At 61.8% G+C, this 26,532-nt stretch carries 21 protein-coding genes; 2 read left to right on the forward strand and 19 right to left on the reverse strand.

The window, feature by feature from the left end:
* Positions 1-6: 6 nt before the first annotated feature.
* The 8 genes from FHS54_RS09400 to recO form a co-directional block, all read right to left on the reverse strand.
* Complete coding sequence (locus FHS54_RS09400; protein ID WP_208404829.1) at positions 7-726, reverse strand: OmpA family protein; 720 nt, start codon at positions 724-726, stop codon at positions 7-9.
* Positions 727-781: 55 nt separating this feature from the next.
* Positions 782-8,416 (reverse strand): VCBS domain-containing protein, encoded by a 7,635-nt coding sequence (locus tag FHS54_RS09405; protein ID WP_167303512.1) that lies wholly within the window; start codon positions 8,414-8,416, stop codon positions 782-784.
* Positions 8,417-9,093: 677 nt separating this feature from the next.
* On the reverse strand, positions 9,094-9,684 hold the full coding sequence (locus FHS54_RS09410; RefSeq protein ID WP_243855690.1) for a tetratricopeptide repeat protein: 591 nt from the start codon (positions 9,682-9,684) through the stop codon (positions 9,094-9,096).
* 83 nt (positions 9,685-9,767) lie between these two features.
* Positions 9,768-10,559 carry a LysR family transcriptional regulator gene (locus tag FHS54_RS09415; protein ID WP_167303514.1) on the reverse strand — a complete coding sequence of 264 codons (792 nt, stop codon included), beginning with the start codon at positions 10,557-10,559 and terminating at the stop codon, positions 9,768-9,770.
* Positions 10,556-10,954, reverse strand: a complete 399-nt coding sequence (apaG, locus tag FHS54_RS09420; protein WP_167303515.1) for a Co2+/Mg2+ efflux protein ApaG — start codon at positions 10,952-10,954, stop codon at positions 10,556-10,558. Before apaG ends, FHS54_RS09415 begins: the two co-directional genes overlap by 4 nt.
* 33 nt (positions 10,955-10,987) lie before the next feature.
* Entirely contained in the window at positions 10,988-12,196 is a 1,209-nt protein-coding gene (metZ, locus tag FHS54_RS09425; RefSeq protein ID WP_167303516.1) for an O-succinylhomoserine sulfhydrylase, read from the reverse strand.
* Between the two features lie 12 nt (positions 12,197-12,208).
* A complete protein-coding gene (leuB, locus tag FHS54_RS09430; RefSeq protein ID WP_167303517.1) occupies positions 12,209-13,255 on the reverse strand; it encodes a 3-isopropylmalate dehydrogenase in 1,047 nt (348 codons plus the stop codon).
* Between the two features lie 112 nt (positions 13,256-13,367).
* On the reverse strand, positions 13,368-14,102 hold the full coding sequence (gene recO / locus FHS54_RS09435) for a DNA repair protein RecO (protein ID WP_167303518.1): 735 nt from the start codon (positions 14,100-14,102) through the stop codon (positions 13,368-13,370).
* Between the two features lie 129 nt (positions 14,103-14,231).
* Here recO and FHS54_RS09440 point away from each other — a divergent pair, with 129 nt between their 5' ends.
* Together FHS54_RS09440 and FHS54_RS09445 are read left to right on the forward strand one after the other, a co-directional pair.
* On the forward strand, positions 14,232-15,947 hold the full coding sequence (locus tag FHS54_RS09440) for a sensor histidine kinase (RefSeq protein ID WP_167303519.1): 1,716 nt from the start codon (positions 14,232-14,234) through the stop codon (positions 15,945-15,947).
* Complete coding sequence (locus tag FHS54_RS09445; RefSeq protein ID WP_167303520.1) at positions 15,944-16,600, forward strand: response regulator; 657 nt, start codon at positions 15,944-15,946, stop codon at positions 16,598-16,600. Before FHS54_RS09440 ends, FHS54_RS09445 begins: the two co-directional genes overlap by 4 nt.
* Before the next feature lie 39 nt (positions 16,601-16,639).
* Here the strand turns inward: FHS54_RS09445 and FHS54_RS09450 are convergent, their stop codons facing one another.
* From FHS54_RS09450 to FHS54_RS09500, 11 genes are read right to left on the reverse strand one after another with little or no spacing between them, the layout of a single operon-like run.
* The gene (locus FHS54_RS09450) at positions 16,640-17,164 is read right to left on the reverse strand and encodes an A24 family peptidase (RefSeq protein ID WP_167303521.1); all 525 of its coding nucleotides are present in this window, start codon (positions 17,162-17,164) and stop codon (positions 16,640-16,642) included.
* Positions 17,161-17,976, reverse strand: a complete 816-nt coding sequence (locus tag FHS54_RS09455; protein WP_167303522.1) for a tetratricopeptide repeat protein — start codon at positions 17,974-17,976, stop codon at positions 17,161-17,163. Before FHS54_RS09455 ends, FHS54_RS09450 begins: the two co-directional genes overlap by 4 nt.
* Positions 17,973-18,848 carry a tetratricopeptide repeat protein gene (locus FHS54_RS09460; RefSeq protein ID WP_167303523.1) on the reverse strand — a complete coding sequence of 292 codons (876 nt, stop codon included), beginning with the start codon at positions 18,846-18,848 and terminating at the stop codon, positions 17,973-17,975. The genes FHS54_RS09455 and FHS54_RS09460 overlap by 4 nt, the downstream gene beginning before the upstream one ends.
* Positions 18,849-18,863: 15 nt before the next feature.
* The gene (locus FHS54_RS09465; protein ID WP_167303524.1) at positions 18,864-19,832 is read right to left on the reverse strand and encodes a type II secretion system F family protein; all 969 of its coding nucleotides are present in this window, start codon (positions 19,830-19,832) and stop codon (positions 18,864-18,866) included.
* Between the two features lie 4 nt (positions 19,833-19,836).
* Positions 19,837-20,838: a type II secretion system F family protein gene (locus FHS54_RS09470; protein WP_167303525.1), complete on the reverse strand. Its 1,002-nt coding sequence runs from the start codon at positions 20,836-20,838 to the stop codon at positions 19,837-19,839.
* Positions 20,838-22,199, reverse strand: a complete 1,362-nt coding sequence (locus tag FHS54_RS09475; protein ID WP_167303526.1) for a TadA family conjugal transfer-associated ATPase — start codon at positions 22,197-22,199, stop codon at positions 20,838-20,840. Before FHS54_RS09475 ends, FHS54_RS09470 begins: the two co-directional genes overlap by 1 nt.
* The gene (locus tag FHS54_RS09480; protein ID WP_341785956.1) at positions 22,199-23,410 is read right to left on the reverse strand and encodes a CpaE/TadZ family protein; all 1,212 of its coding nucleotides are present in this window, start codon (positions 23,408-23,410) and stop codon (positions 22,199-22,201) included. Before FHS54_RS09480 ends, FHS54_RS09475 begins: the two co-directional genes overlap by 1 nt.
* Before the next feature lie 20 nt (positions 23,411-23,430).
* Positions 23,431-24,066, reverse strand: coding sequence for a TadE/TadG family type IV pilus assembly protein (locus FHS54_RS09485; RefSeq protein WP_167303528.1), 636 nt, complete (start codon positions 24,064-24,066; stop codon positions 23,431-23,433).
* On the reverse strand, positions 24,063-24,593 hold the full coding sequence (locus FHS54_RS09490) for a TadE/TadG family type IV pilus assembly protein (RefSeq protein ID WP_167303529.1): 531 nt from the start codon (positions 24,591-24,593) through the stop codon (positions 24,063-24,065). The genes FHS54_RS09485 and FHS54_RS09490 overlap by 4 nt, the downstream gene beginning before the upstream one ends.
* 1 nt (position 24,594) lies before the next feature.
* Positions 24,595-26,214 carry a pilus assembly protein TadG-related protein gene (locus FHS54_RS09495; protein ID WP_167303530.1) on the reverse strand — a complete coding sequence of 540 codons (1,620 nt, stop codon included), beginning with the start codon at positions 26,212-26,214 and terminating at the stop codon, positions 24,595-24,597.
* Between the two features lie 19 nt (positions 26,215-26,233).
* A complete protein-coding gene (locus FHS54_RS09500) occupies positions 26,234-26,518 on the reverse strand; it encodes a hypothetical protein (protein WP_167303531.1) in 285 nt (94 codons plus the stop codon).
* Positions 26,519-26,532: the final 14 nt, after the last annotated feature.

The following is a 26,532-nucleotide window of genomic DNA, read 5'->3' on the forward strand; positions in this document are numbered from 1 at the left end:
CTCCCCTCAATTCGCGCTGACAGTGACTTCGACCCGACGGTTCATCGGTTCGCGTACATTGTCGGCGGTTTCGATCTTCAACTGGGTTTCGCCCAGCCCGCTGACGCTCATCGCGTCCATCGGGACACCGCTTTGGCTCATCAGTCCTGCGACATTCTGCGCCCGCCGCATCGACAGGCCGTCATTGTAGCGGGTGCCCCCCGACGTGTCGGTATAGCCGGTGACGCCAAAGCGTTTCCAACCGCACTGCGCCGCCGACTGGGTGATCTGACCGATGGTTGCCGCACCCTCTGGCAGTGGCGTGTCCATGTTCCAGTCAAAGAAGATGGACACCGCCGGCGCCGTACAGTCCAGCGCGGGTGGGGCTGAAGCTGCGTCCGGCACCGGCGGCGGTGGCGCCGCCGAAAGGCGAGCCACAAAGTCGTCGCACTTGTTGATGCTGTCGGCATCCTTCGTGCCCGATTTCATGAAACCAATGGCGATGCCGCACTGATTCTTGGCCTCGACGGCCCAGGTCCATCGGCTGTCCTGCGCCGCGCGCAAGGTGGCGTCATCCGTCGCGGAAACCGCCGTGTCATAGCGGCTTTTCAGCGCGCCGTTCAGCTCCGACTTGCCAAGCTGCATCAGGGGCGAAGCCTGGGCCGCCAAAGCTCCGGGCGCGAACATCCCCGCCATCACCCCCGCCGCAAGGCCAAGGGATGCGATCCTCTCCAACCCGTTCCGCATTTTCCATCTCCCCAAAGAATTCCCGCGAGCTTTCATGATTTCCTGCCTCCCGCGATCAACCGTGCGCCACCGCCATCGCTTCATGTGCCGCCATTGCCGCGTCGAAGACTGCTGCCGCAGCTGCCAGATGCCCGCTGTCCACCGCCTCCGGCGCGACCGGATTGAACAGCAACGGAGCATGATCGCCACCCGGCAGCGCGGCCAGAAGCGCATCGATGTTCGGCGTGTCAGCCGTTCCAATCGCGTCCGACACGAGCTGGTCGATCGCTGCGGGCGTTGCCTCATGCACCGCCGCAAGCACCGCCGCGCTACCATCGAAAGTTGGCAGATCGACTGACTGCGCCAGCAGCATCTCATGACCGCCAAGCTCCGGCTGCGCGGCGTCGGCCATATCGACGGTGTCAGCAGGAGCCGTATCACCACCATCGGCAAGACTTGAATGATCCGGCGCGGGATCTTCAACCCCGTGGCTGGACTGGTCGACCGGTTGATCGCTGTCCTGATCCGTTGTCGAAGCGAGCGAGATCGGGGCGTCGGTTTCCGTGACCGTCATTTCGGGCTCGGTCGTCACCGTCGAAGCGGGAGCGGCTGCCGTTGCCGTCTGCTGGTCCGTAGTGACCGGCGCAGGCTCCGGTTCGACGGCATAGGTTGCCCCAGCCACCGCAACCAGGCTCGCCGCGACCAGCGCCTGGTTGAAGCTGCTGGTAGTGCTCTCCGCAGCTTTGGCGGCCTCACTATCCTTGGGCGCGGTTGCGAACAGAACGTCCCCGACCGTGCCCGTGCTGCCATTGGTCCGCACGAAAGTCGCCTCGCCCAGCACCGTGACGTCGCCGCCCGCCGCCTGATAGCTCTGACCGTCGGAGTTGAGTCCGATAGAGGCAATGCCCGCGTCCGCCAGCAACTTGAACTCGCCCGCGTCCACCTGGCCGTTGCTGTTCCGGTCTTGCCAGACGCCGAATTCGCCGAAGGCAGCATCCCTGGCGTCAAAAACGCCGTCGCGGTTGCTGTCATAAGCGAGGCGCAGCCCCTCAAGATCGCTGGCCGCTCCGGGTGCATCGTCGGAAAAGACGATGTCGTAGGTTCCGCCGATCGTATGAGCGAGCAGGCCATCGTCAGGCGCGACCCAGGCTGTGTTCACCAGCCCTGCGCCGTAATCGTGATGCACGCCAGCAGAGAGGCTCAGAAATTCTAGGCCGTCGCCGTCGAGATCCAGGGCGATGGGTGGCACCGGATTTGCCGTGATGGAAATCGCGTTGGTGACAGTTACCGTGTCGCCATCTGCATCGGTCAGCGAGAGGTCGAAGCCCAAATTAACCGGGTTGCCCGTCTGCGTCGTTTCGACCTGCAACTGGCTTAGCGAGAATTTCCCGTCGGTGCCGCCGCTCGTTCCCGAATTGGTGATTTCGATCCGGTCATAGCCCGACGCCGTATAAGTCTGCACCTTATACTGGGCGCTGAGGCCGGTGATTGCTACAGTTCCGCCGACTTCGAAATCGACGTTGATGTTACCGAAATTTGTGTCACCTGTCGCAGTTCCTATCAATGCACCTGCTGCATTGTAGATCTTGACCATGGTAATATTAAGCGTGGTATCGCCCGCGGGGTTTATTACCTGCTGCTCGACATTCCCGTCTTCGTCGGCATTTATTGCCTTCAGTCGGACATCAGCCGTCGTACCGCTCGATATCTGGTCAATCGTGAATTTGAAGCCATTGATGGTTTGATGATTTACGATGACAAAAGCGTCGTCGGAAACACCCCCGCCGTTGGCATCATACGTAAAATCACCAAAATCTAACCGCAGACCCGCATCCGGGTTGGTGATGTCAATGAATTGCCCGTCCACGCCGATATCGTCGGAGTCGCTATTCACGCTTGGCGAAGCCTGGTTGCTGATCGGCGTGAACAGGATTTCGAGACTGTCAGCCGTGCTGGAAGCCACAAGCTTGAAGGGTGGATTACCGGCAACGCCCCCCGAAAGATCATTGAACAAAGCACCCGATCCATTGTCGATCGCTTGGTGGATCGTGGTCGTGTAGGCACCCGCCGCTTGATCGAGCTGGATCGTGTAGATCGGGGTGCCGTCAGTGCCGTTGGTGCTGCCAGTTCGGCCTTGCAGTGTCGTGCCGCCGTTCGACAACCACAGTTCGATCATCGTGCCCCCAGATTTCAGCGCTGTGTCCTGGCCATTGACGATGTTGGCAAAGGTCAGCGTTCCCGTCTGATCTGCACCGACATTGTTGTTAACGCTGGAATCAACGTCGAGACCACGGGTAGCGCTCTGCCCGGCAGCGTTTGTCAACGTGGTCGAAATCGGCGCGAATGCAACCGGCGCGTCATCGACGATCCGCACGATCAGCGTGTCGCTGGCGGTGGTGCCGCCGACACCGTTGACGGCCAGCGCGATGCTATCGTCAAACTCGGTGAGCGTTGCCCCGAACTTGCTGTCATTGTCGATCGTGGCGCTCAGCGTATAGCTGTAGCTCACAGCACCGGTCCCGGCATCATAGCCGGTCAGCCGCAGCGTCCCCTCGCCCGTGTTCACCACCCCGTTGGTCGTGCCAAACGCCTGCATCTGCGCCAGGGTGAACACCGTGCCCCCCACCACGATGTTCGCGATCCCGTCGGTCGCGCTCACCGTGAAGCTGCCGCTCGTCACATGGCTGCCGTCGGCGAGCGTGCCGCTGGGCAGGCCCGCCTCGTAAACCGTGTCGTCGGGACCGGTCGCCGCCGCCGTCACCACGCTCGCACCGTCAGCCGCGCCCTTGACCGTGATCACCAGCTGCGCCGGTGACTGGTCGCCGTCCGCGTCCTCCATCGTGTAGTTGAGCGTGAAGACCTTGCTGAACCCACTGCCCAGCGCCTGCGTCGCCGCCCGGTTGTTGTCGAGCACATAGCTCCAGCTGCCATCGCCATTCTGGACCAGCGTGCCATAGCTGTTCAGCTCCGCCACCGCCGCCGCATCCGCGCCCCAGGCAACGAACGCCTTGGGCGTGTCCGCCCCCGACACATCATTGGTCAGCACATTGCCCGACAGGCTGCCCGCCACATCCTCGGTCAGCGTACCCCCCGCATCATCCACCGCCTGCGGCGCGTCATCGACGATCCGCACGATCAGCGTGTCGCTGGCGCTGGTGCCGCCGACACCGTTGACGGCCAGCGCGATGCTGTCGTCAAACTCGGTGAGCGTCGCCCCGAACTTGCTGTCATTGTCGATCGTGGCGCTCAGCGTATAGCTGTAGCTCACAGCGCCCGTCCCGGCATTATAACCGGTCAGACGCAGCGTCCCCTCGCCCGTGTTCACCACCCCGTTGGTCGTGCCGAACGCCTGCATCTGCGCCAGGGTAAAAACCACGCCCCCCACCACGATGTTCGCGATCCCGTCGGTCGCGCTCACCGTGAAGCTGCCGCTCGTCACATGGCTGCCGTCATTCAGCGATCCGGTCGGCAGGCCCGCCTCGTAAACCGTGTCGTCGGGGCCGGTCGCCGCCGCCGTCACCACGCTCGCACCGTCGGCTGCGCCCTTGACCGTGATCACCAGCTGCGCCGGTGACTGGTCGCCGTCCGCGTCCTCCATCGTGTAGTTGAGCGTGAAGACCTTGCTGAACCCACTGCCCAGCGCCTGCGTCGCCGCCCGGCTGTTGTCGAGCACATAGCTCCAGCTGCCATCGCCATTCTGGACCAGCGTGCCATAGCTGTTCAGCTCCGCCACCGCCGCCGCATCCGCGCCCCAGGCAACGAACGCCTTGGGCGTGTCCGCCCCCGACACGTCATTGGTCAGCACATTGCCCGACAGGCTGCCCGCCACATCCTCGGTCAGCGTGCCCCCAGCATCGTCCACCGCCTGCGGCGCGTCATCGACGATCCGCACGATCAGCGTGTCGCTGGCGCTGGTGCCGCCGACACCGTTGACGGCCAGCGCGATGCTGTCGTCAAACTCGGTGAGCGTCGCCCCGAACTTGCTGTCATTGTCGATGGTTGCGCTGAGCGTATAGCTGTAGCTCACAGCGCCCGTCCCGGCATTATAGCCGGTCAGCCGCAGCGTCCCCTCGCCCGTGTTCACCACCCCGTTGGTCGTGCCGAACGCCTGCATCTGCGCCAGGGTGAACACCGTGCCCCCCACCACGATGTTCGCGATCCCGTCGGTCGCGCTCACCGTGAAGCTGCCGGTCGTCACATGGCTGCCGTCATTCAGCGATCCGCTCGGCAGGCCCGCCTCGTAAACCGTGTCGTCGGGACCGGTCGCCGCCGCCGTCACCACGCTCGCACCGTCGGCTGCGCCCTTGACCGTGATCGTCAGCTGCGCCGGTGACTGGTCGCCGTCCGCGTCCTCCATCACATAGTTGAGCGTAAAGGCCTTGCTGAACCCGCTCCCCAGCGCCTGCGTCGCCGCCCGGCTGTTGTCGAGCACATAGCTCCAGCTGCCATCGCCATTCTGGACCAGCGTGCCATAGCTGTTCAGCTCCGCCACCGCCGCAGCATCCGCGCCCCACGCCACGAACGCCTTGGGCGTGTCTGCCCCCGACACGTCATTGGTCAGCACATTGCCCGACAGGCTGCCCGCCACATCCTCGGTCAGCGTGCCCCCCACATCGTCCACCGCCTGCGGCACGTCATCGACGATCCGCACGATCAGCGTGTCGCTGGCGGTGGTGCCGCCGACGCCGTTGACGGACAGCGCGATGCTGTCGTCAAACTCGGTGAGCGTCGCCCCCGGCTTGTTGTCGTTGTCGATCGTTGCGCTGAGCGTATAGCTGTAGCTCACAGCGCCCGTCCCGGCATTATAACCGGTCAGACGCAGCGTCCCCTCGCCCGTGTTCACCACCCCGTTGGTCGTGCCGAACGCCTGCATCTGCGCCAGGGTGAACACCGTGCCCCCCACCACGATGTTCGCGATCCCGTCGGTCGCGCTCACCGTGAAGCTGCCGCTCGTCACATGGCTGCCGTCGGCGAGCGTGCCGCTGGGCAGGCCCGCCTCATGGACGGTCGCGTCCGGGCCAGTCGCCGCCGCCGTCACCACGCTCGCGCCGTCGGCTGCGCCCTTGACCGTGATCGTCAGCTGCGCCGGTGACTGGTCGCCGTCCGCGTCCTCCATCGTGTAGTTGAGCGTGAAGACCTTGCTGAACCCGCTGCCCAGCGCCTGCGTCGCCGCCAGGCTGTTGTCCAGCACATAGCTCCAGCTGCCATCGCCATTCTGGACCAGCGTGCCATAGCTGTTCAGCTCCGCCACCGCCGCCGCATCCGCGCCCCACGCCACGAACGACTTGGGCGTGTCCGCCCCCGACACGTCATTGGTCAGCACATTGCCCGACAGGCTGCCCGCCACATCCTCGGTCAGCGTGCCCCCCACATCGTCCACCGCCTGCGGCACGTCATCGACGATCCGCACGATCAGCGTGTCGCTGGCGGTGGTGCCGCCGACGCCGTTGACGGACAGCGCGATGCTGTCGTCAAACTCGGTGAGCGTCGCCCCCGGCTTGTTGTCGTTGTCGATCGTTGCGCTGAGCGTATAGCTGTAGCTCACAGCGCCCGTCCCGGCATTATAACCGGTCAGACGCAGCGTCCCCTCGCCCGTGTTCACCACCCCGTTGGTCGTGCCGAACGCCTGCATCTGCGCCAGGGTGAAGACCGTGCCCCCCACCACAATGTTCGCGATCCCGTCGGTCGCGCTCACCGTGAAGCTACCGCTCGTCACATGGCTGCCGTCGGCAAGCGTGCCGCTGGGCAAGCCCGCCTCATGGACGGTCGCGTCCGGGCCAGTCGCCGCCGCCGTCACCACGCTCGCGCCGTCGGCTGCGCCCTTGACCGTGATCGTCAGCTGCGCCGGTGACTGGTCGCCGTCCGCGTCCTCCATCGTGTAGTTGAGCGTGAAGACCTTGCTGAACCCGCTGCCCAGCGCCTGCGTCGCCGCCAGGCTGTTGTCCAGCACATAGCTCCAGCTGCCATCGCCATTCTGGACCAGCGTGCCATAGCTGTTCAGCTCCGCCACCGCCGCCGCATCCGCGCCCCACGCCACGAACGACTTGGGCGTGTCCGCCCCCGACACGTCATTGGTCAGCACATTGCCCGACAGGCTGCCCGCCACATCCTCGGTCAGCGTGCCCCCCGCATCGTCCAACGCCTGCGGCACGTCATCCACGATGTCGATGGTGAGCGTCGTCGTCGCGGGATCACCGTCGCTATCAATGACCGTGACAGCGAAGCTATCTTCCGTATCGTCGCCGACGGTGGCGGTCTCCAACGTGTAGCTATAACTATAGCCGGTTGCAGGCGACCCCGTGATCGTCAGCGTTCCATATGTGCCGCTGACGGTGCCGCCATTGGTCACGTCGACATTATTCACGATTAGCGATCCGACTGTATCATTTCCGGTCGCGACGATCAGCGTGCCAGCAGCAGTCTCTGCCATCGACGATGCTTGCGAGCCATCAGGATTCAGCGCCGATTCGTGAACTACGGTGTCAGCCCGCGCATCAACCTCAACGGTCGGCGTTGAGTCAGGCTGCAAGGTGATGGTGACCGTCGCCTGGGACGTATCACCGTCGCCATCTTCGATCTGATAGATGAAACTCGCCGTGCCTTCCTGACCGGGTGCCGGGGTGAACGTGAACAGGCCGGTCGTCGGATTATAGACGACAGCCCCGGCCGCAGGGCCGCTGACGATTGTGACCCGAGCCGACGGATTATTGTCGATATCCACCCCATCCGCGCCAAACACGTCATTAGCGAGCGCGTCGATAACGACAGGTGCGCCTTCCGCGCCCTGCTGCGCCGCGTCGTCAATGGCCTCGGGCACATCGTCGGCAATGTTGATTACCAGCGTCTTTGTGACGCTGTCACCGTCGACGTCGGTTACCGTAACGGTAAAATTGTCGGTTACATTATCGCCTGTAGTATTGTCGGTAACCGTATAGGTGTAACCGACAGAGCCGGGCGCGACGCTGGTGATGGTCAGCGTACCGTTCGCGCCCACGATTGTCTGGCCAGGGTTTGTGACGACCTGCCCATTGATGGTGATCGTCGCCGGAACATCAAGCGCGACATATGTGATCGTCCCACTCGTCGTTTCGACGGAGGCAGGCTCGTTCGAGCCAGGGGATTCCCCCGGCCGATTATCGGTGCCAAGACCCGCTTCGTCGACCACGGTCCCACTGCCTGACGTCGGAACCTCAAGCTCGGGGAAGTGGTCTTCGTCCTCATCCGGCGCGATCGGCAGGACTTCCCGTTCTTCCAGTTGAGTGAACTGCAATTCAGTGGGCGGCAGAAGATCACCCAAGCCGAACGGGTCGCCAATCGCACCATCGTCAGCGAGGAAGTTGCCGCCAGAACTCCGTGGCGGGCCAGCAGCGGGCTGAGGCTCTTCACCGATCAGGAGCGCGACAAGGTTCACCGATGGAATCTCGACATCACCGACGACAAGGCGGGGCACGGCGACGGCGCCTTCCAGGATCACCAATTGGGTTCCATCAGGGAGCGTCACGACAAGATTGCGACCGGCAACCTCGATCTGGTTAATGTCCGTGCCGGCAGGGAGGACCACGACGCCATTCGCGTCAGCCACGACTGTATGCATGGTGCCGGGCTGATGGGGAGCCCCTTTTACGCGCGCGGCCATCGCGGCGAGTTCGGGGTCCGGGGCCTGCTGACGATCGGCAGCCGCATCGATATTCCAATCCCGCTCGAAATCCATCGTTCCATCCCAACCTGTCACCAAGGGGGTGGCCTGGTAGAAGAGCGCAAGGGAGCACCTCCCGAGCCTATACGCGCTCGAAAGCATCAACCTGTTCAATAGCTGGCATTAGCGGATCAGCTATTGCCCCTTGCCTGCGCCTTCCGCCGACGGAACCTGAAACAGGTTTCTACCGCCCCGGATTAAGCCATAATTTATTTTTTACCTGACCCTATGACTTATATTATTCGTTGCCTGAAGTTAGTCACGAGAATTTCAATTTTATTAACCATTTTCAACGAATAAAGTCCGATAAATAACTTATGAAATACTGCTAAAGATATAGGCATATAGTAGGATCTATATCTTATCCTCTATGCCCTGACCTGATCATGGTTAACGCTGTTCCGCGACTCGGAAAGTGCTGGAGGCACTCTGCCGCCCGTAGCGTTCAATGCCCGACGGCCTGATCAGGAAAAAAAACGGGCGACCAGTCCGAAGACTGATCGCCCGCCCATGATGCGACCCATAGGCTTCCACGGAGCCGATCCTGTTCTCTCCACGGCAACGACCTGATGGGTCGAAGCTGACCTATGGGAAAAAGGCACCCCCTCCGCTAACGCCATGGATAGCGATCGCCGAACCGTTGGCAATTCACCCCAAGGGTTATACCTTTTGTTAGGCTGGCCGGATCGCGATCAATGATCGAGAAGAACCGCCGGTTGCTCTGTCACGGGAGGGGCAGGCTTTTCTGCTGGCAGGGAGGCGAGGACGCCCTCCATGCGCAGGCTACGCTCGCTACGGCCACCGGTAGTGCGGCGAAAGGTCGCTAGCGCATATTCCACCAGTGGCCGAGCGACATCGAACCGTTTGCGTGCAAGGTAGAAATCCACCAGATTTTCAAGCGCCATCTGGCAGCTGGGGTCATCTTCGCCGCGCGTGCGCGCATAGCTGTCGAACACGCGCCTCAACAGCAATTCCGATTCCCGAAAGCGGCCCGTCGCTTCCAATTGCAGCGCCAGATCATTTGCCGAAATCAGTGCGCGGGGATCGTCCGGGCCAAACAGTTCTTCGGAAAGCGCCAGCGCCTGGCGCGCAGGGTCCACGCCGTCCGCCGCGCGCCCTGAGGCATAAGCCGACTGCGCGGTCGCCACCAATGCGCGCCATTCCTTCTCACGCGCTTCTGTCACGTCCGGGATATATGGCGCCTGCGCGTGTAAGGCGATGCCCCAACTCGGCAGCAAAGCGACGCTCAGAAAGAGGCTGATCCTGATAGCATGAACGGACAAGAGCGGTCTTTCCCAGCGTTGCGGTTCCGGCAGCATGCTCCAAATCAGGTTACCAAACGGGCAACGGCGCGCAACGCCTTGGCTCAGCCAACCAAGGCCTCGACCAGGGCCTTGACCTTTTTCTGCCGCCATTGGGGCAGCGGAGCGATCAGCCAATAGGCCAGGGCAGACGGCTGCGCGTCTCCAATTGCTATCACACGCCCGGAATCAATGTCCGACTGCGCCAGCAGCAAAGGCACCGTGGCATGGCCAAAGCCATTGGCGGCTGCGTCGATTGCCAAGCCCGCATCGGCAAGGCGGATCATCGCAGGCTCCGTGCTGTTGGGACATCCGGGCCACTCTATCCGGTGCTGGGAGCCACCTTCGGGTCGGTCCACGGTCACGAATGTCGCGTCGCCCAGCCTGACACCCTCATGCTCCCCCGGACCTTCCGCCAGACGTAGCGCCAGGTCGAGATTGGCTTCGGTGAAATCCAGGCTGTCATCAGCAGCGACCAGCGAAAATCGGATGTCCGGCTGACTGGACGCGTAGGCGGCCAGACGGGGTTGGAGCCATTTGGCGGTAAGGTCGCGCGGCGCCGCGATGGTGAGCGAGGAGCTGGATTGCCCCGCCTGCATCGCACGAACCGCTTCCTCAAATTGCAGGAACCCCGCGCGCAATGCCTCAAGGCCCGCTTCAGTCTCTGGCGTCAGTTCCAGCCCCTTGGGCGTCCGGCGGAACAGCACAACGCCCAGCAAATCCTCCAGCGCGCGAATTTGCTGCCCGACGGCGGCGGGCGTCACCGCCAATTCATCGGCGGCCCGGGTGAAGGACAGGTGGCGCGCGGCTGCATCCAGAACGCGCAGGCCGTTAAGCGGCAAATGGGTGCGTTTCATTCCGCCACCGCCGGCGCAATGAGCGCGAAATGCGGGATCGCGATGTCGAACGTTTCCCCGCTGACACCGATCATATGATAATGGCCGCGCATGGAGCCTGTGGGCGTATTGAGCGGGCAGCCGGATACATAATCATAGCTTTTGCCCGGCTGCACCACTGGCTGTTCGCCCACGACGCCGTCGCCATCGACGCGATGCTGCGTTCCGCGTCCGTCGGTGATGATCCAGTGACGGGTCAGCAACTGGATGGGCTGGTCCCCGTCATTTTCAATGCGGATATGATAGGCCCAGAACCACCGGCCGCGATCCGGTTCCGACTGTTCAGGCAGGAAGGTCACGGCCACATGCACGTTGATGCCGCGCGTCGTGGCGTGAAAGGGGAAAAGTGCGTTCACGATCAAAGAAATGCGCCTTTCACCCCTCTTCCGTCAACGCCCTATCGTCTTGAGCGCACGATCCAGATCATCGATCACATCGTCCGGGTCTTCCAGCCCGACATTCAGGCGCAGCATATCCTCGGTAATGCCCACTTCCAGCCGCGCTTCCTCGGCCATGCCGTAATGCGTGGTTGAGGCAGGATGGGTCATCAGCGAACGGGAATCCCCGATATTATTGCTGATGTCGACCAGTTCCAGACCATTGAGCAGGCCATGCGCTTCCTTGCGCCCCCCGCCGACGTAAAGCGAAAAGATAGGCCCGGCCATATCCATCTGCCGCATGGCCAAATTATGCTGCGGATGGCTTTCCAGGCCCGGATACAGCACCTTGGCTACCCGGCCTTCCAGAAACTTTGCGACCTTGATCGCATTTTCGCTCTGGCGGCGGATACGCAGGTCCAGCGTCTCCAGACCTTTCAGAACCACCCAGGCATTGAACGCGCTCAGCGTCGGCCCGGTGTTGCGGTGGAAGGGCAGCAGCGTGTTGATGATGAAATCTTCCGTGCCGCAAATGGCCCCTGCCAGCACGCGGCCTTGCCCGTCCATCATCTTGGTCGCGCTATAGGCGACCACGTCTGCGCCGAAATCCATCGGACGCTGGAGCGCGGGCGTGGCAAAGGCATTGTCGACCACGCTGACGATGCCATGTTTCTTCGCGATACCGCAGACCGCTTCCAGGTCGACCACGTCCATCGTCGGATTGGCGGGTGTCTCGAAGAAGAAAACCTTGGTGTTCGGCCTGATCGCCGCTTCCCAGGCGGCATTGTCGGTCGCATCGACGGTCGTCGCCTCTATCCCGAATTTGGGCAGCAATGTATCGGTCAGCCAGCGACAGGACCCGAACAACGCCTTGCCAGCCACGACATGATCGCCTGCCGACAGCTGACACAGAAGCGCCGCCGTCATCGCCGCCATGCCCGTCGCGGTTGCACGGCACGCCTCTGCACCTTCCAATAGGGCGATGCGCTTTTCCAGCATTTCCACGGTCGGGTTTTGCAGGCGGCTGTAAGTCATGCCCTGCTGTTCCCCAGCGAAGCGCGCCGCGGCATCCTCCGCCCGGTCGTAGCTGTAGCCGCTCGTCAGAAACAATGCTTCGGACGTCTCACCCCACTCGCTGCGCGCGCTGCCACCACGCACGGCCAAAGTCGCCGGACGCCAGTTCTTGGTGATTTCCGGGTCCTGCCCGCTCTTGCGCTTCATATCGTCAAATCCTCAAGCCAGTGCCGCCAGAACCGCGTCGCCCATTGCGACCGTGGTCATCGTGCCGCCCAGGTCAGGACTGCGTGCGCCGCCGGCCAATGCCTTGGCCACCGCCTTCTCGATCCGGTCCGCCTGTTCAGGCTGGTTCAGCGAATAGCGCAACATCATGGCTGCAGACAGGATCGTTGCCAACGGATTGGCCTTGCCCTGTCCCGCAATGTCCGGCGCGGAACCGTGGATCGGCTCGTACAGCCCCTGATTGCTGTCGTTAAGTGTGGCCGACGCCAGCATGCCTATCGACCCGACGCACATGCTCGCCTGGTCGGACAGGATGTCGCCGAACATGTTACCGGTGACGATCACGTCGAACTGGCCGGGATTGCGCACCAGCTGCATCGCGGCATTATCGACATACATGTGGCTAAGGGCGACGTCGGGATATTCCGCCGACACCTCGATCACCACGTCGCGCCACAACTGACTGGTTTCCAGCACATTGGCCTTATCCACCGAACACAGCTTGCCGCGCCGCGCACGCGCCGCCTGGAAGCCCTGATGCGCAATCTTGCGCACCTGTTCCTCATTATAGGACATGATGTCATAGCCCTCGCGCAGGCCCTCGGCTGTCTTGCGCATGCCCTTTTCGCCGAAATAGACGTCGCCATTGGTCTCGCGCACGATCAGCAGGTCGATGGCGCTCGCCACCTCCTTCTTCAGCGCGGACGCATCCGCCAGTTCAGGGAATACCTTTGCCGGGCGCAGGTTGGAAAACAGGCCCATCGCCTTGCGCAGACCCAGGATCGCCTGTTCAGGGCGCAAATGCCGTTCAAGCGAGTCACAATCGGGATCGCCCACTGCGCCGAACAGGATGGCATCGGCGCGCCTGGCCAGTTCCAGTGTTTCGGGTGGCAGCGGATGGCCGACTGCCTTGTAGGCCGCGCCGCCGACCAGGCCTTCTTCATAGGTCAGGCCATCGATCCCCAGCGCATCCAGCACGCGCTTCGCCTGCGCGATGATTTCCGGGCCGATACCGTCTCCGGGAAAAAGGGCGATCAACATGTCCAACCTCATTCAAAATCACATCGTCCGCGTGGCAGCGAACAGTCGCCCGCCCTTGCAAGATGCGGCCGCCGCGCGCAAGGCGTGATTTGCCATATGGGATGGCGCGCGCCTATCCCACGGCCCGTCCCAGCCTTTCGACCAGCCGTGCCCGCGCCGCCAGCACATCGGCGCGCCAATCGGTCAGTACGGACCGTTCAAGGAAGAACCCGGTCAGGCGCAATCCGTCCAGAATCGCGGACCAATCGCCAGATCCGCCTTCCAGTAAAAAGGCAGGCAGCGGCAACAATCGGCTTTCATAGCCTACGGCTCCCGCCCGGCTGACAGCGGCAGCGCTACGCGGGCTGACATAGGCCAGGTCGCCATTGCCGCCCGTCGCCGCACATCGGCCAAGGTCTAGCCCGAACCCCAGTTCCGCCAGCAGCAGCAGTTCGTAACGCACCAGCGCCGCTGCCCAGCCGCGCGCGGCAGGGGCAGCCTCCACCGCGCCCAGCACACCGTCGAGCGCCTGATAGAGCGCCGGGCAAGGCGTGCCTTCGGACAAGGTCGCGGCAGTCAGCGCGCAGGCCCAATCGATGGCGGCGGCGGGCAAGGGTTCCGAGAGCAATGGCGCGCGGCTATGTTCCAGTTCGACGGTAAGCCCCGCCAGATGCTCTTCCGTGCGCGCCCGAAACTCCGCCTTCACACCGTTGCCCGGCAACAGCACAGGCCGCATCGCCCGCGACCGCCCACCCCGGACATAGCCGGCCTGCAAGCCGTGGTCAGGCGTCAGCAGCCTGGCGATCGCCCCATGTTCACCATGGTGACGCACAGCGCAAATCAGAGCGGATGTGATCAGCGTCGGCATGCGCCCTCCTTACAGCCGCCACCGCCGCAACGCCATCTGCCTTACCGCTCTGCGCTCATTCCGATATCAGTTGATTTCGGCTTCTGCGCATGGTCAAGTCATGCAGGGGTTGTCGGGGGACATATCGCCATGTTGAATATGCCACGGGCGACATCCTTCGTGATGGATCGCCTGGTGCTTTGGTTGGGCCGTTCACCGACGCTGGGCTTTGCCATATCCCGCGTCGCTTTTGCGTTTGCCGCAACCTGGCAGATCGAAGCCATGTTCAGCAGCGAGCCCGATTTCGCACGCACAGTATTGGGCCTGCAGACCGGCATCTGGCTGTGGACCCTGGCCAGCATCGCCCAACATCTCGCCAGCCCGCCGCTGGGGCTATTGTTGCGGCCCATATCGCTGTTCGTCGACCTCATCGTGTTTCTTTCCGCCATCGTCCTGTGCCCGCCACTTCAGGTTGCGGCGCTGGCCTGCCTGTTCTTCGTGGCGTGGTCGGCATCCGACCGGTTCGGGCGGGGCTCCATCATCGTGTTGGCGCTTTGCCTGATGCTGACTTTCCTGGCGCGAAGCTATTACGAAGCCTGGGCCTCGACACGCTCCGTGGCGGAGGTCGATCGGGCGATCGACGGCATCACCGTCCTGATCGGTTGCACCATCGCGGCTGCGATGCTGAGCATGTCGATCCTGGAAAAGCGACTGATCAGTTGGTCCGAACGACTGCAAGGCGTGGGGGTGTCTTTTCAGAAGTCACTTGCCGCCTTCGTCGTGGAACAGGTCTTCAACCTGATGGCGGCCCGTTACTGCGCTTTGGTCTGGCAAATGTCGGACCAGGGCACCATCCACTGCGAGATTATCGATGCCGAAGGCGCGCGCACCCTCTCGCTGCCCGACAAACAGATCGATAGCCTGCTCAGCATCGCGCCGCGCGACGCACCCTTTCTATATGCCAGCCAGTCAAGACGCGTGCTCCTGCGGAACCGCCTGGGGATTTTCCGCAGCGAAAATGCGCCGGACACGACGGAGGCGGTGCTGGACGTGTTTGGGCCGGGCCAGGGGACGAGCTTCCAGATCCAGTCCGGCGAACTGCGCGGTCGCATGTTCATCGGAGCGCGGCACGGCTGGTCACCGGCCGTCTTGCTGCGATCCTTGCGCATACAGGAAGGTTTGGAGTTGTTCCTCGAACGCCATTTCTTCTTCCTGGCTTGGCGCGATCGCACCTTTGCCGAAGCGCGGCTGGCGCTCAGTCATGACCTTCATGACAGCGTCTTGCAAACACTTGCAGCCCTGCGCGTCCGGCTCGTCACCACTATCCGCGGTCTTTCCGCCATGGATGCGCCGAACCAACTGGCAGAACTGCGGGCGATGGAGGAACTTGTCACCGCCGAACAGGCGCACCTGCGCCGCCTGCTCGCATCCAATGAAGCGGCCAGCAGCGGCAAGGTCGATCTGGGCGTTCAAGTGGAACGTTGCTGCCGCTTCATATCCCTGCAGTGGGGCGTGGAATGTCTACTCAACCCTGTAGACCGCGCGATCATCGTATCGCCGGAAACGGCGACCGAAGTCGAATTCCTGATCCGCGAAGCAACGGCCAATGCCGTCAAACACGCCGCGGCCCGCCACATTGTCGTTTCACTGGCGCAGGCGGACGACGAAATTCTGATCGCGCTCAAGGACAATCCCGGCGCGCATCCCATATCGCGCGAAACCTATACCGGCGACTTCGAACTGCAGTCGCAGTCCATAATGAAGCGACTGACGAAGGTAGGCGGGACGGCCTACTTCCATAATTTAAGCATCAATTCACTCATTTCGATTAGATTACCCTCATCTTTACCGAGGTTCCCAGCATGATGGCCCAGATTGCAATAGTCGACGATCATCCAATCTTTCTGGACGGTATGGCGCAGTTTTTAAGCTCACATGGCCACGACGTCATTTTCTGCGCTCGATCGGTGGAAGAAGCCGTCAACCAGATACAAGCGCAGCAACCCGACCTCCTGATCCTGGACGTCAGCATGAAGGACGGCGGCGGCCTTGCGGTGCTTTCGGCCATACGCGGCAGCGGAAGCTCGGTCCCGGTGATCTTCATGACCGTCCATATTCGCCCCGAACAGACGCTCGAAGCCATCAAGCTGGGAATTGACGGCGTGGTACTGAAGGACAGCGATCCCAACGAACTTCTCGATTGCATCGATCAGGTGTTGAAAGGGAACAAGAGCATCGCCCCCTTCGTGATGGAGCAGGCGCTGGTGCACAGCATATCCGCGCCAGCCAATGACGTGAATGTTCTGGCGGCGCTGACGGAGCGGGAACTTGAAATTTCCGGCTTGATCCGTGCGGGCCTGCGCAACCGGGAAATCGCGGCGCGTTGCGGCCTTACCGAGGGTACGGTAAAGGTTCACCTGCACAGCATCTTCCAGAAGCTGGGCATAAAATCTCGATCGGAACTCATCATCATCATGCTGTCGATTGACAGCGAAATGCCTGCGGTCAGCTCGATTTAAGTCAGTAGGTCCAGGGACCTGCGCTCAAGCATCCTGCCTCTAACGAAGCGGTTTGACGAACGTGGGCAGATGGACTGCGCCGCTGGGATTGGGACCGGTCATATAAAGCGCCATGATCGTGCCTAACGCAATGGCCACGCCATAAGGGATAGGCCCCTTCGCAGCGAATATCGCCAGCGATGAATTGTCGCGCGTCGCGCGCGGCACCATCCGTCGCACGGCGATGATGACGAGAGCCAGGATGCCTCCACCCATCGTCACATAGACGAACCAGGGCAGCGCTGCATTCCAGTCGAACCACAAGGCGCAAGCCGCCAGCAGCTTGACATCGCCTCCCCCCATCCACTGCATCGCGAACAGGCCCGCACCGAGCGCGAAAATGGCAAGGAACAGGGTGACATTCTGCCAGACGCCACTTTCCCAGCCCACCACGGCGACCCAGGGCACGAACAGGCCCAAAACCGCTAATGGGATGATGTTGGAAATCCTTAGCCGGGCCATGTCCTCCAACGCGGCGGCGACGAGAAGGAGGGTCAGGGCGAGCAGGATCAGGTCCTTGATCATGGCTTTTCAGGTCCGATCGTTGCGAGTGCAGCGGCAGCTTCCGGCATGAACCGTTCGGATTGCGTCATCGCCTGGCTTAGATAGGCGCGCGCCTTTGCCGCATTTCCGATGCGCAGTGCGACCTGCCCCGCGTTGGTGAGCCGCTTTGCCCAGCCATCCGCATCATCGGCAGGTCTGCGACTTATGCCCTGTCCGGCCATGACATAGGCGGCATCTCCATTGGCGATGATCCTTGCATCGTCCGGCGCGATCTTTCGTGCATTGTCGAATATGACCACCGCCTTGTCCGCCTTGCCTTGCGCCATCAGCGACAGCCCGTAATTGTTGAGCACCTGCACCGGCCTGTCCGTCAATTGAAACGCCCGTTCATAGGCGGCGGCGCTCAATGACCAGGATTGTTCCTGATCATAGGCCACGGCGAGCGCGCTCCATGCCCGCCAGCGCCCAGGACAGCTATCGACGGCGCGGCTCAGCGGCGTCAGCGATTGCCCCGCCCGACCGAGACGCAATCTGGCGATGCCCAGCCCCTCGTTGACCCGACAATCATCCGATCCCGCGTTACTGATGGCAGCGAAGCGTGTTTCCGCCTCCTGCACCTCTCCCTTGGCCAGCGCCAGCCGGGCCGTGGCAATTTCGACTGGCCGCGATCCAGGCTCCGATGCGCTGCGCCATTGGGCCAGCATGGTTTGCGCCTGCAATATTCGGCTGCCATCGATCGCGTCGTCGATCATCCGCGCATAGTCGACCGTGGGCGCGGGACTGGTCGCACCCGCTAACGGCGCTGCCGCCGCGAGCAGCAGGGCAAAGCTCATCCCAGGCTCCTGCCCCAGCTCCACAGCTGCTGGAACAGGCTGTCGCGTCCGCCATCCCCGCCCGCCAGGCTGGCGCATTTGCCGGATGCTTCTGCCCGATCCTCTGATGTGGCGGTCGAACGCTTTTCATCAACCACAATCTGGGCCTTGCCTTCAGGTGCGCAATCAGGCCGCGCGTCCGGCTCCCCGGCAGCCGATACGATCGGCGCGGTGATCCGGTGTGCCAGCGCCACCGTAGCTGTCCCTTTGCCCTCATCGGCGACCGTGACGATGGTAGTGTTCAGCCGAGGGATCATCGTCCCCGGCAGCCCACCGCCCGCGCTCGATACCCGCAGACGCACTTCCCCCATGGAAACGCGTTCCAACCCAGTGGTTGCGAGCCGCACAGGTACGGCGGCAGGAACCGCAGTGCGTCCTGCTGCCAGTTGCGCCAGCGTCGGTCGTTTGCCCGCTACCGGGATCGTCGCTCCTGCGCCATTCAGTTGCGCCATCAGCGCGTCGGCTTCACCACGCCGTCCTTCTGCCCTCAAACTGCGCGCGAAGTTGCGATGGATACGCTTGTCCCCCGGTGCACGGGCCAGGGCCAGTTCGAAGAAATCCCGCGCCAGGTCATGCCGTCCCATCGCCGCATAGCTGATGGCCACCCCATTCAGCGCGTGCGCATTGGCAGGGTCCTTGCGCATCCCCCTTCTGTAAGCATCCAGCGCCAGCGCATGTTCGCCACGCGAAAACAGGATGTCGCCACGCGCCAGAGCGTCCTGCGCCGCCATGCCTGCGTCATTGTTCACTGACTGGATGGCCACGTTCCTTGCAGCAGGACCACAAGCGGCAGTCGCCATGACCAGCGCGACAAGCATAGTCTTCCTGTTCATGCCCCCATCCCCCTTCTATCTTGTCATCACCGGCAGGATATCGCGCACCACGCGCACCACCGCCGGCAACATCAGCACGCCGATCATCACCGGCAACATGCACGCTACCAGCGGCACCGACAGCAGGACCGGCAGTCGATGCGCCTTTTCCTCGGCCCGCATCCGCCGTTTTTCCCGCATCTCCGCCGCGTAGATCCGCAACGTCTGCCCCACGCTGGAACCCAGCTGATCGGATTGGATCAGCAATGTGGCGAAGGATCGAATTTCATCGACGTCCACGTCATCCGCCATCCGGCGCAGCGCGTCGCCACGGCTTCGCCCCGCACGCAGTTCCAGCACCACCTTGCCCAATGTTGCCGAAACCAGCGGATGGGAAATGGCCAGCTCCCGGCCCACCCGGTCCATCGCCGCTTCCAGGCCCAACCCAGCCTCCACGCACACCAGCATCAGGTCCAGCGCGTCGGGAAATCCGTGGACGATCGCTTCCTGCCGCCTGGCCGCCTTGGCCGAAATGAAGAGGTTGGGCAGATACAGCCCCAGCACAGCCACCATGGAGGCCATGAAATAAAGCTTCAAGGCGCTGGGCGGTTCGGCCTTCCCCAGTGAAAACATCAGTAGCATCGCAGGCAGTGCCAGCGTCAGCACCAGGCGAATGAACGTGAAAACCTTCGGCGCTTCGGGCGACGCATAACCGGCGGCGATCAGGCGGCGGCGCAGGCTGTCATTCTTCGTATCAGCCAATGAAATGCCCAGCTTTTCGATCCGGTCGACCAGTTTTTTCCATTCGCCCGCATTGCGTTCATTCCGCAGGCTCTGGCCGCTGCCTTCGACGGCTGATGACGTTCCGACGAGGTCCAGTCGGCTGCGCACCCTGGCGTTGCGCATCACCATTTCCGACACGCCATAGACGAGGGCGACGATCCCGACGAACAGCAGGACCAGCAACACCGGCCGAAGCTGCGATATAAGGGCTAGGTCCAGCATCAGGTCACACTTTCAGGTCAACCATGCGGCGTATCGTCACAAAGCCGATGATGTAGAGGATGATCAGCCCGGAAAAGCCGAAAATGAACATGGGGTCCTGCGCAATGTCGAGGTAGAAGGCCGGATTGATCAGGAACAGCGCGACAAAGGCTAGGATCGGCAGGGCGGTGAGCATGACGGCGGTCATGCGGCCTTCTGAACTCAGCGCCCGCACCTTCATGAACAGGCTAGCCCGCTCGCGGACGACGCCCGACAGATTTTCAAGGATCTCCGCCAGGTTGCCACCCGTTTCCGCCTGAACGGACAGCGAAATGACGAACATGTGCATTTCGTTCATATCCCACCGTTCGGCCATGCGCTGCAATGCGTCGCGCAGGTCGGACCCGTATGTGACCTCGTCCACCACGATGCCGAATTCGCTGCCGATGGGGTCCTTCATTTCCTTGGTAAGCAGGTCCAGCGCCGCCGCGATGGGATGGCCCGCCCGCAACCCACGGACAAAGGTGTCCAGAGCGACGGGGAATTGCTCCTCCATCTTTTTGCGCCGCCGCTGGCTCATGCGGCCCAGCACCATGACCGGCAGGATCACGCCCAGCGAACCAGCAAATGCCGCGGCCATGACGACCATTCCGGCGGTCAGCCCATATCCGGCCATGATCCCGCCGACCAGGACCAGGACAAACAGCAACCCGGTCGCGATTGTCATGATCGTCAGGATCGTGCGCGCGGGTATGCTCAACCCCGCGCCATGCAGGGCCCGGACCACCGACAGGGCTATGCGACCGAACAGATTATCGCGATTGAAGTTCAACGAATCGTCATTCCGCCGCAGCTTCGACAGCACGGTGCTGCGCTCATAACCCGCAGCGATCATCTTGAGCCTGCGGTTCAGCACATGTTCCTTGCCAGCGCGCCCCCGCAACCAGCCTGTCACGCCTTCAATCGTCAGGATCACCGCTGCAAATAGCAGGATCAGGACAAGGATGCGGATATAAAGCGGGTTCATCACTGCACCACCGCGTCAGGGCGGAACAGCTCAGCAGGCAAGGATATGCCCCGGTCGGCCAGATCGCCCATGAATTTAGGCCTGATGCCGGTCGCTTCGAAATGTCCGCGAACCATGCCATTCTCCTCGCGCCCGGTCATCTTGAAGCGGAAGATTTCCTGCATGGTGATGACATCCCCCTCCATGCCGGTGATTTCAGAGACGCTCATCAGTCGGCGGCGTCCGTCCGACAGGCGCCCGACCTGCACGACGACGTTCAGCGCCGATGCGATCTGCGCCCGCGCCGACCGTGGCGAAATGTCGATGCCACTCATGCCGATCATCTGCTCCACGCGGGACAGGGCGTCGCGCGGCGTGTTGGCATGGACCGTCGTCATGGACCCGTCATGGCCGGTGTTCATCGCCTGCAGCATGTCGAACGCCTCTCCGGCGCGCACTTCGCCTACGATGATGCGATCGGGCCGCATACGCAGCGCATTCTTGACCAGGTCGCGCTGGGTCACTTCACCCCGGCCTTCGATGTTGGGCGGTCGGGTTTCCAGCCGCACCACATGCCGCTGCTGAAGTTGAAGCTCGGCGGAATCCTCTATCGTGACGATCCGCTCGGCTTCATCGATGCTGGCCGACATGGCATTGAGCAGCGTCGTCTTGCCCGAACCTGTGCCACCCGAGATCAGGACGTTGCGCCGCGCCGCCACGACCGCCCCCAGCACCTGCGCCATGGCCGCTGGCACACTGCCCAGCTCGCCCAGTCGTGCCATGCTGATCGGCACCTTGGCGAATTTGCGGATGGAAAGCAGCGATCCATCGACCGCCAGCGGCGGCACCACTGCGTTGACGCGCGACCCGTCCGCCAGGCGCGCATCGACAAAGGGTGATGCCTCATCGACCCGCCGTCCCACCGCCGCCACGATTTTCTGGATGATGCGCAGCAGATGCTTTTCATCCTTGAACCGCGCCGCCGTTTCCACCAGCCGCCCATTGCGCTCGACAAAGACGATCCTGTGCCCGTTCACCAATATGTCGGTGACGCTCTGATCCTTCAACAGCGGCTCAAGCGGCCCCAGGCCCAGCAGCTCGTCCAGGATGTCGGATACCAGCCGCCGCCGTTCCTCCAGGTTCAGCGCGTGTTTTTGCAGCGCCAGTTGTTCATGGACGATTTCCCCCACTTCCACTTCCACCTGTGCGCGCGACATGTTTTCCAGCGCGGACAGGTTGATGATGTCGATCAGCTTCTGGTGCAGCGCGACCTTCAACTCTGTGTGCCGGTCCTCTTCCCAATGGACCAGTTCCGTTTCGGTCGGGCCGACCTCATCGCGAACGTCAGCCCGTGCGCCGTCGGCTTTTCGGATTTCCCACATCAGCCCTTCTCCACCTGACGCTGGGCCGGGACGGCCTCCAGACAGCAGTCCACAATATCCTGCATGTCCTTGCAGATGCGGCTGCGCGCCTTCAGCTCATGGATCAGCACGCCCTGGTCGAGCGCGGAGCTCACCAGCGGAAAATCATTCGCGATGCTAAGGTTGACTGGATGATCCAGCGCCGCCGCCGCATCCTCCAGCCCAATCGCGCGGAACAGCTTCTTTTCCACCCGGTTGGCGACCACATGGATGCGCGCGGGATCGATATCCTGGTTGCGCAGCAAGGCAATCTGGCGGCGGGCCTGACGCAGGCTCGCGATGGTCAGTTCGACCACCAGGAAAATCGCTTCCGACCGCGCTACCAGCGACATGGACCAGTTGGTCCAGTTGCCCGGCAGGTCGAGATAGATGGTGTCGAAGTTCCGCTGCGCCAATTCGATGACCCGGAACACCTGATCGGCATTTACCGCTTCCATCGGCATGATTTCAGATGGCGCCGTGACGACGCGCAGGCCCGTCGCGGTCTGGACCGTCACACTGCGCAGCAATTCGCCGTCGATGCGGCTACCACCCTGCAACAGGTCGGCCAAGGTCAGCGGCGACGATATACCCAGGAAGGTCCCGGCATTGCCGAACTGGATATCAAAGTCGAACAGGCAGACTTCGCCCTGCCCTTGCTTCAGCGACCGGGCGTGCAGGCTGGCCGTCTGGGTAGCGATGGTGGTCGCGCCGACGCCGCCCACACTCTTGATGATCGACACCAGCTTGCCGTTCTTCACATCCTTGACGCTGGTCGCCGCGATCCGCCCGCGCAGGTCCTCCAGGATCGCAGACAGTTCCGCAGCGTGCAGCGGCAGCGCCAGCACGTCGTCAATCCCGCTTTTCAGCAGCGCCCGCACCAGCGGGATTTCGGCATTGCGCACCGCCGCCACGATCAGCAGCCCCGGATTACCCGCGCGAAGACCAGCCAGCCGCGCCATCGACGCTTCATCATCGGGCTGCACTTCCAGAATGATCGCCTTGGCTTCCGCGACCAACTGCCCAGGCAGGGGCGCGCTGGCGGGTAACATGGCCAGCGTCAGCGAATGCCCGCTCAGGCGGTCACCCAATATATCGGACGCGGCCACTTCCTGCTCTGACAGGATCAGGTGAATGCCTTCATCCCCGATATCAAGGGTCCAGTTCTCGGTCGCTTCCGCTGTGTTCGTCACGATGCCCAAGATCTTGTTCCTCAATTTGACGCTAAGCCACGGCTGTCTTCGAGGGTCAGTGCTGAACTGAAGCTCGGCATAGCGATCTGACCGCCGAAAAGTTGTAGAAGTGTCGGCGCGAAAGTAAGGTTTCTGACTTCCACGGTCACAATAGGCGCGACATCCGCTCCGTTCGGATCACCTGCATATCCCAATCCTGATGGCTTGTAGATGACGCTGATGTTACTCGGCGTCAGTTGAGGGAAAAACAGATTCATTTGATCGGCAATGCGGCCAAACGGACTGGTTGTCCCGGATGCTGCAGCCGTACCCCAAGGGCAACTTCCTGAATTGCAACTGCAGGACACGGTCACGGTGGTCCCGCTGCTCGTGCATGTCATCGTACCGTAAGCGCTTATCGGGATTGCGTCGCCTTGCGTGAGGCCACCTGTTCCGACGAAGCTGAAAGTGGAAAGACCGCTTGGAACGGGGTTGGTGACCACGGCGAAACGCACTCCCATCTGGGCCGCCTTTTCCGCTTGGTTCCACGTCCACAAGAGGCGGCCTACGTCGATAATGCCGATCAGAAAAATCAATAGCAGCGGCAACACCAATGCAAATTCTGCAGCGGAACTGCCAGACCTGTTATAGAAAACGCGGTGCAGGAACCCGTTCATAAGCCCGCCACCACGGCCTGCGATTCTGCGTTCAACGTAAGGTTAGAACCTAAAATCCCCACGTTCTGGAACAGAGAACTATAAGCAAGGTTGCTGACCGATACTTTCACGCGGGGAAGAAACGCCTGCTTGGCATAAACACCGGCATAGTCCACATTGTTGTTCGTAGTCACGCAGTCGTAAGTTACGTTGATCCCGGCATTCGTCTGCCAAGATGCAAGTCGGGGGCTTCCTCCTGACGTCACCTGACCCGTACGTGTGATCGACTGCGTATCGGCAGTCACCGTTCCTCCAGGCGACAGGCCGCTTCCTGCGGACGAACATGGAAAGTGACTGAAGCTCTGCCTGGAAGCATAGCGTGCGCCATCGCGAACGGCTTTGACAACGGCATGTTCGTTCAGGAAATAGTTACCCAACTCAAACGAACCGAACATGAGCACGATCAAAATTGGCAGCACCAGCGCCATTTCTGCAGCAGCTGAAGCCCTGCGGCATTTAATCAAAAAAGATATATGGCTCACCATCATATCACCTGATTAAATACGGAACTTGCCGCTGGACAACCTGACCGGCGGTGGACCCTAAAGTGTTCACACTCGTCTCGCCAATAACCTCGATATACACATCCTGTTGGGCCGTCCGTGTTCGGTTTGCGGATGGCTCCACTATGAATGCATCAACCCAGCTCCTGACCGGAACACCCGACGAATTACCGCCAACATTGTTGGCGCGGCAGTTAACGACGGCCACAGAGAGACGGCGGCGATCGACTGTAGTAGGAGATGGTTGGAGCCCGGTTCCGCAGATTGGCTGATTGTGATCGATCTTTGTGCCCGTCGCCACACGCGATTGACCAACTGTGCGCGCCCCAGTTGGCGAGGTGAACACATCGCCTGCATGAGCGATTTCCCAAAGGTAAACCTGATAGCGTGTAACCACCGTCGAACCATAGGCCGATGTCATTTCCCCCTGCCAGTTCAAGCCGGGATAGTTAATCGCAAAATAGGCGTTCCTGTCCCAGTTGCCGTCGCCAATCCTGCCTTCAGCGCATGTACCACTAGAACTGACCGCATGACACATGTCGCGTGGATGCCCCATGGTCTGGGTAGCGGCTATTTCAGCCGTCGTCAGTTGGGTAGTACCCGAACTCGGCAGATACGGACTGGCTGCCTCGCCCCAGCCATTGGGGCCTAAACCACAACTATTCTGACCGTTTGCATTGGAGTTGCGGACAAGATCCTTGACCGAATTTATAGATGGTTGACATGCACCACCCGATGGACAAGCGCCCCCTCCCGGACCTCCATTATCGAAGATGTCAAACCGCGTATTGATGGCATCTCTAACGGGCGTAACTTGCCCCGTCTGCGTATCGACGCCACTGATCGGCAAGCAATCTCCGGGCGGCGTATTCCAACCAATTGCCTGCTTCAGCGCAAGCACGGGGTTGGTTTCACCTGAATGCGTATCCAGAAAGCCGAAATTTCCAGGAGCCCATGCGCTGCCACCGGTGCACTCACTGGGACCACCGCTACCAGTAGTCAGAAGTTTCAATCCTTTGCCGACCAAAGCATTTGCATCGAATGGATAATTGGGATCGGTGGTGTTGTTGCAAGGCTCCTGCGGGTTGCAGATCATCACCGGAGGGACTTTGCAGATCGCCTGACCAATTCCCGCTACGGCGGATGCATTGATCTGACCGGAACGGAACATCTGCACGACAGGCGTCAGGGCGAAGAAAGCTTCTCGCGGAGCGACCGAAACCTGAACGAATTTAGCTGCAGCCGGACTTGTTGTCGTCGTGCCGGTATCCGTATCCTGATTATAGGCTGAATAGAATATCAGAGTAGGGACTGTCACCGAACGGCCGGAGTTACTTCCATCATTGGCGAAAAGAGTTTTGTTGACGATCAGCGTCTGCGCCGCACTGGTAGCTCGAGTAATTGCTGTCCCGGCACCATCCAGTTGCGTCGCCGCCGCAAGCGCCGCTTGATCCGCCGCGCTCTGCAGTTCGCTGTCCATGCTGGCGAGCCGCGCATAGTCAAAGGCAAGGCCGCCCGCCGCGATCAGCCCGAAAAGCGACAGGGCGACCGTGGGCGCTACCGCACCGCTGGTCGACCGTGTCAGGCTTTTCCGTCGGGCCGTCATGAAAGTCGCTCCCCTTCGATCAGTTCGATCCGCTGCCCGAACCGCTTCCGCTACCACCGCCGCTGCCGGAGGTCGTGCGGATCGATTTGGGCACCTTCACCCTGTCCTTGCGATAGCGTTCCACCGCCGCCGCGCTGCGGGCACCATCGCCGCCTTCGACCAGCGCGCTTTCATATTGCGGATCGGGGTTGATCACCTGCATCGCATAATTGTTGCGCACCGCGCCGCCAAAGGTCGGGTCGTTGGCGGTGCAGCCTGCCAGCGCGGGCGCGATCAGCACCGTGGCAAGGGACAATTTCCACATGGTCGCTCTCCCGC

Origin of the sequence: Sphingobium vermicomposti (assembly GCF_011762025.1) — a bacterium.
Lineage (GTDB): Bacteria > Pseudomonadota > Alphaproteobacteria > Sphingomonadales > Sphingomonadaceae > Sphingobium > Sphingobium vermicomposti.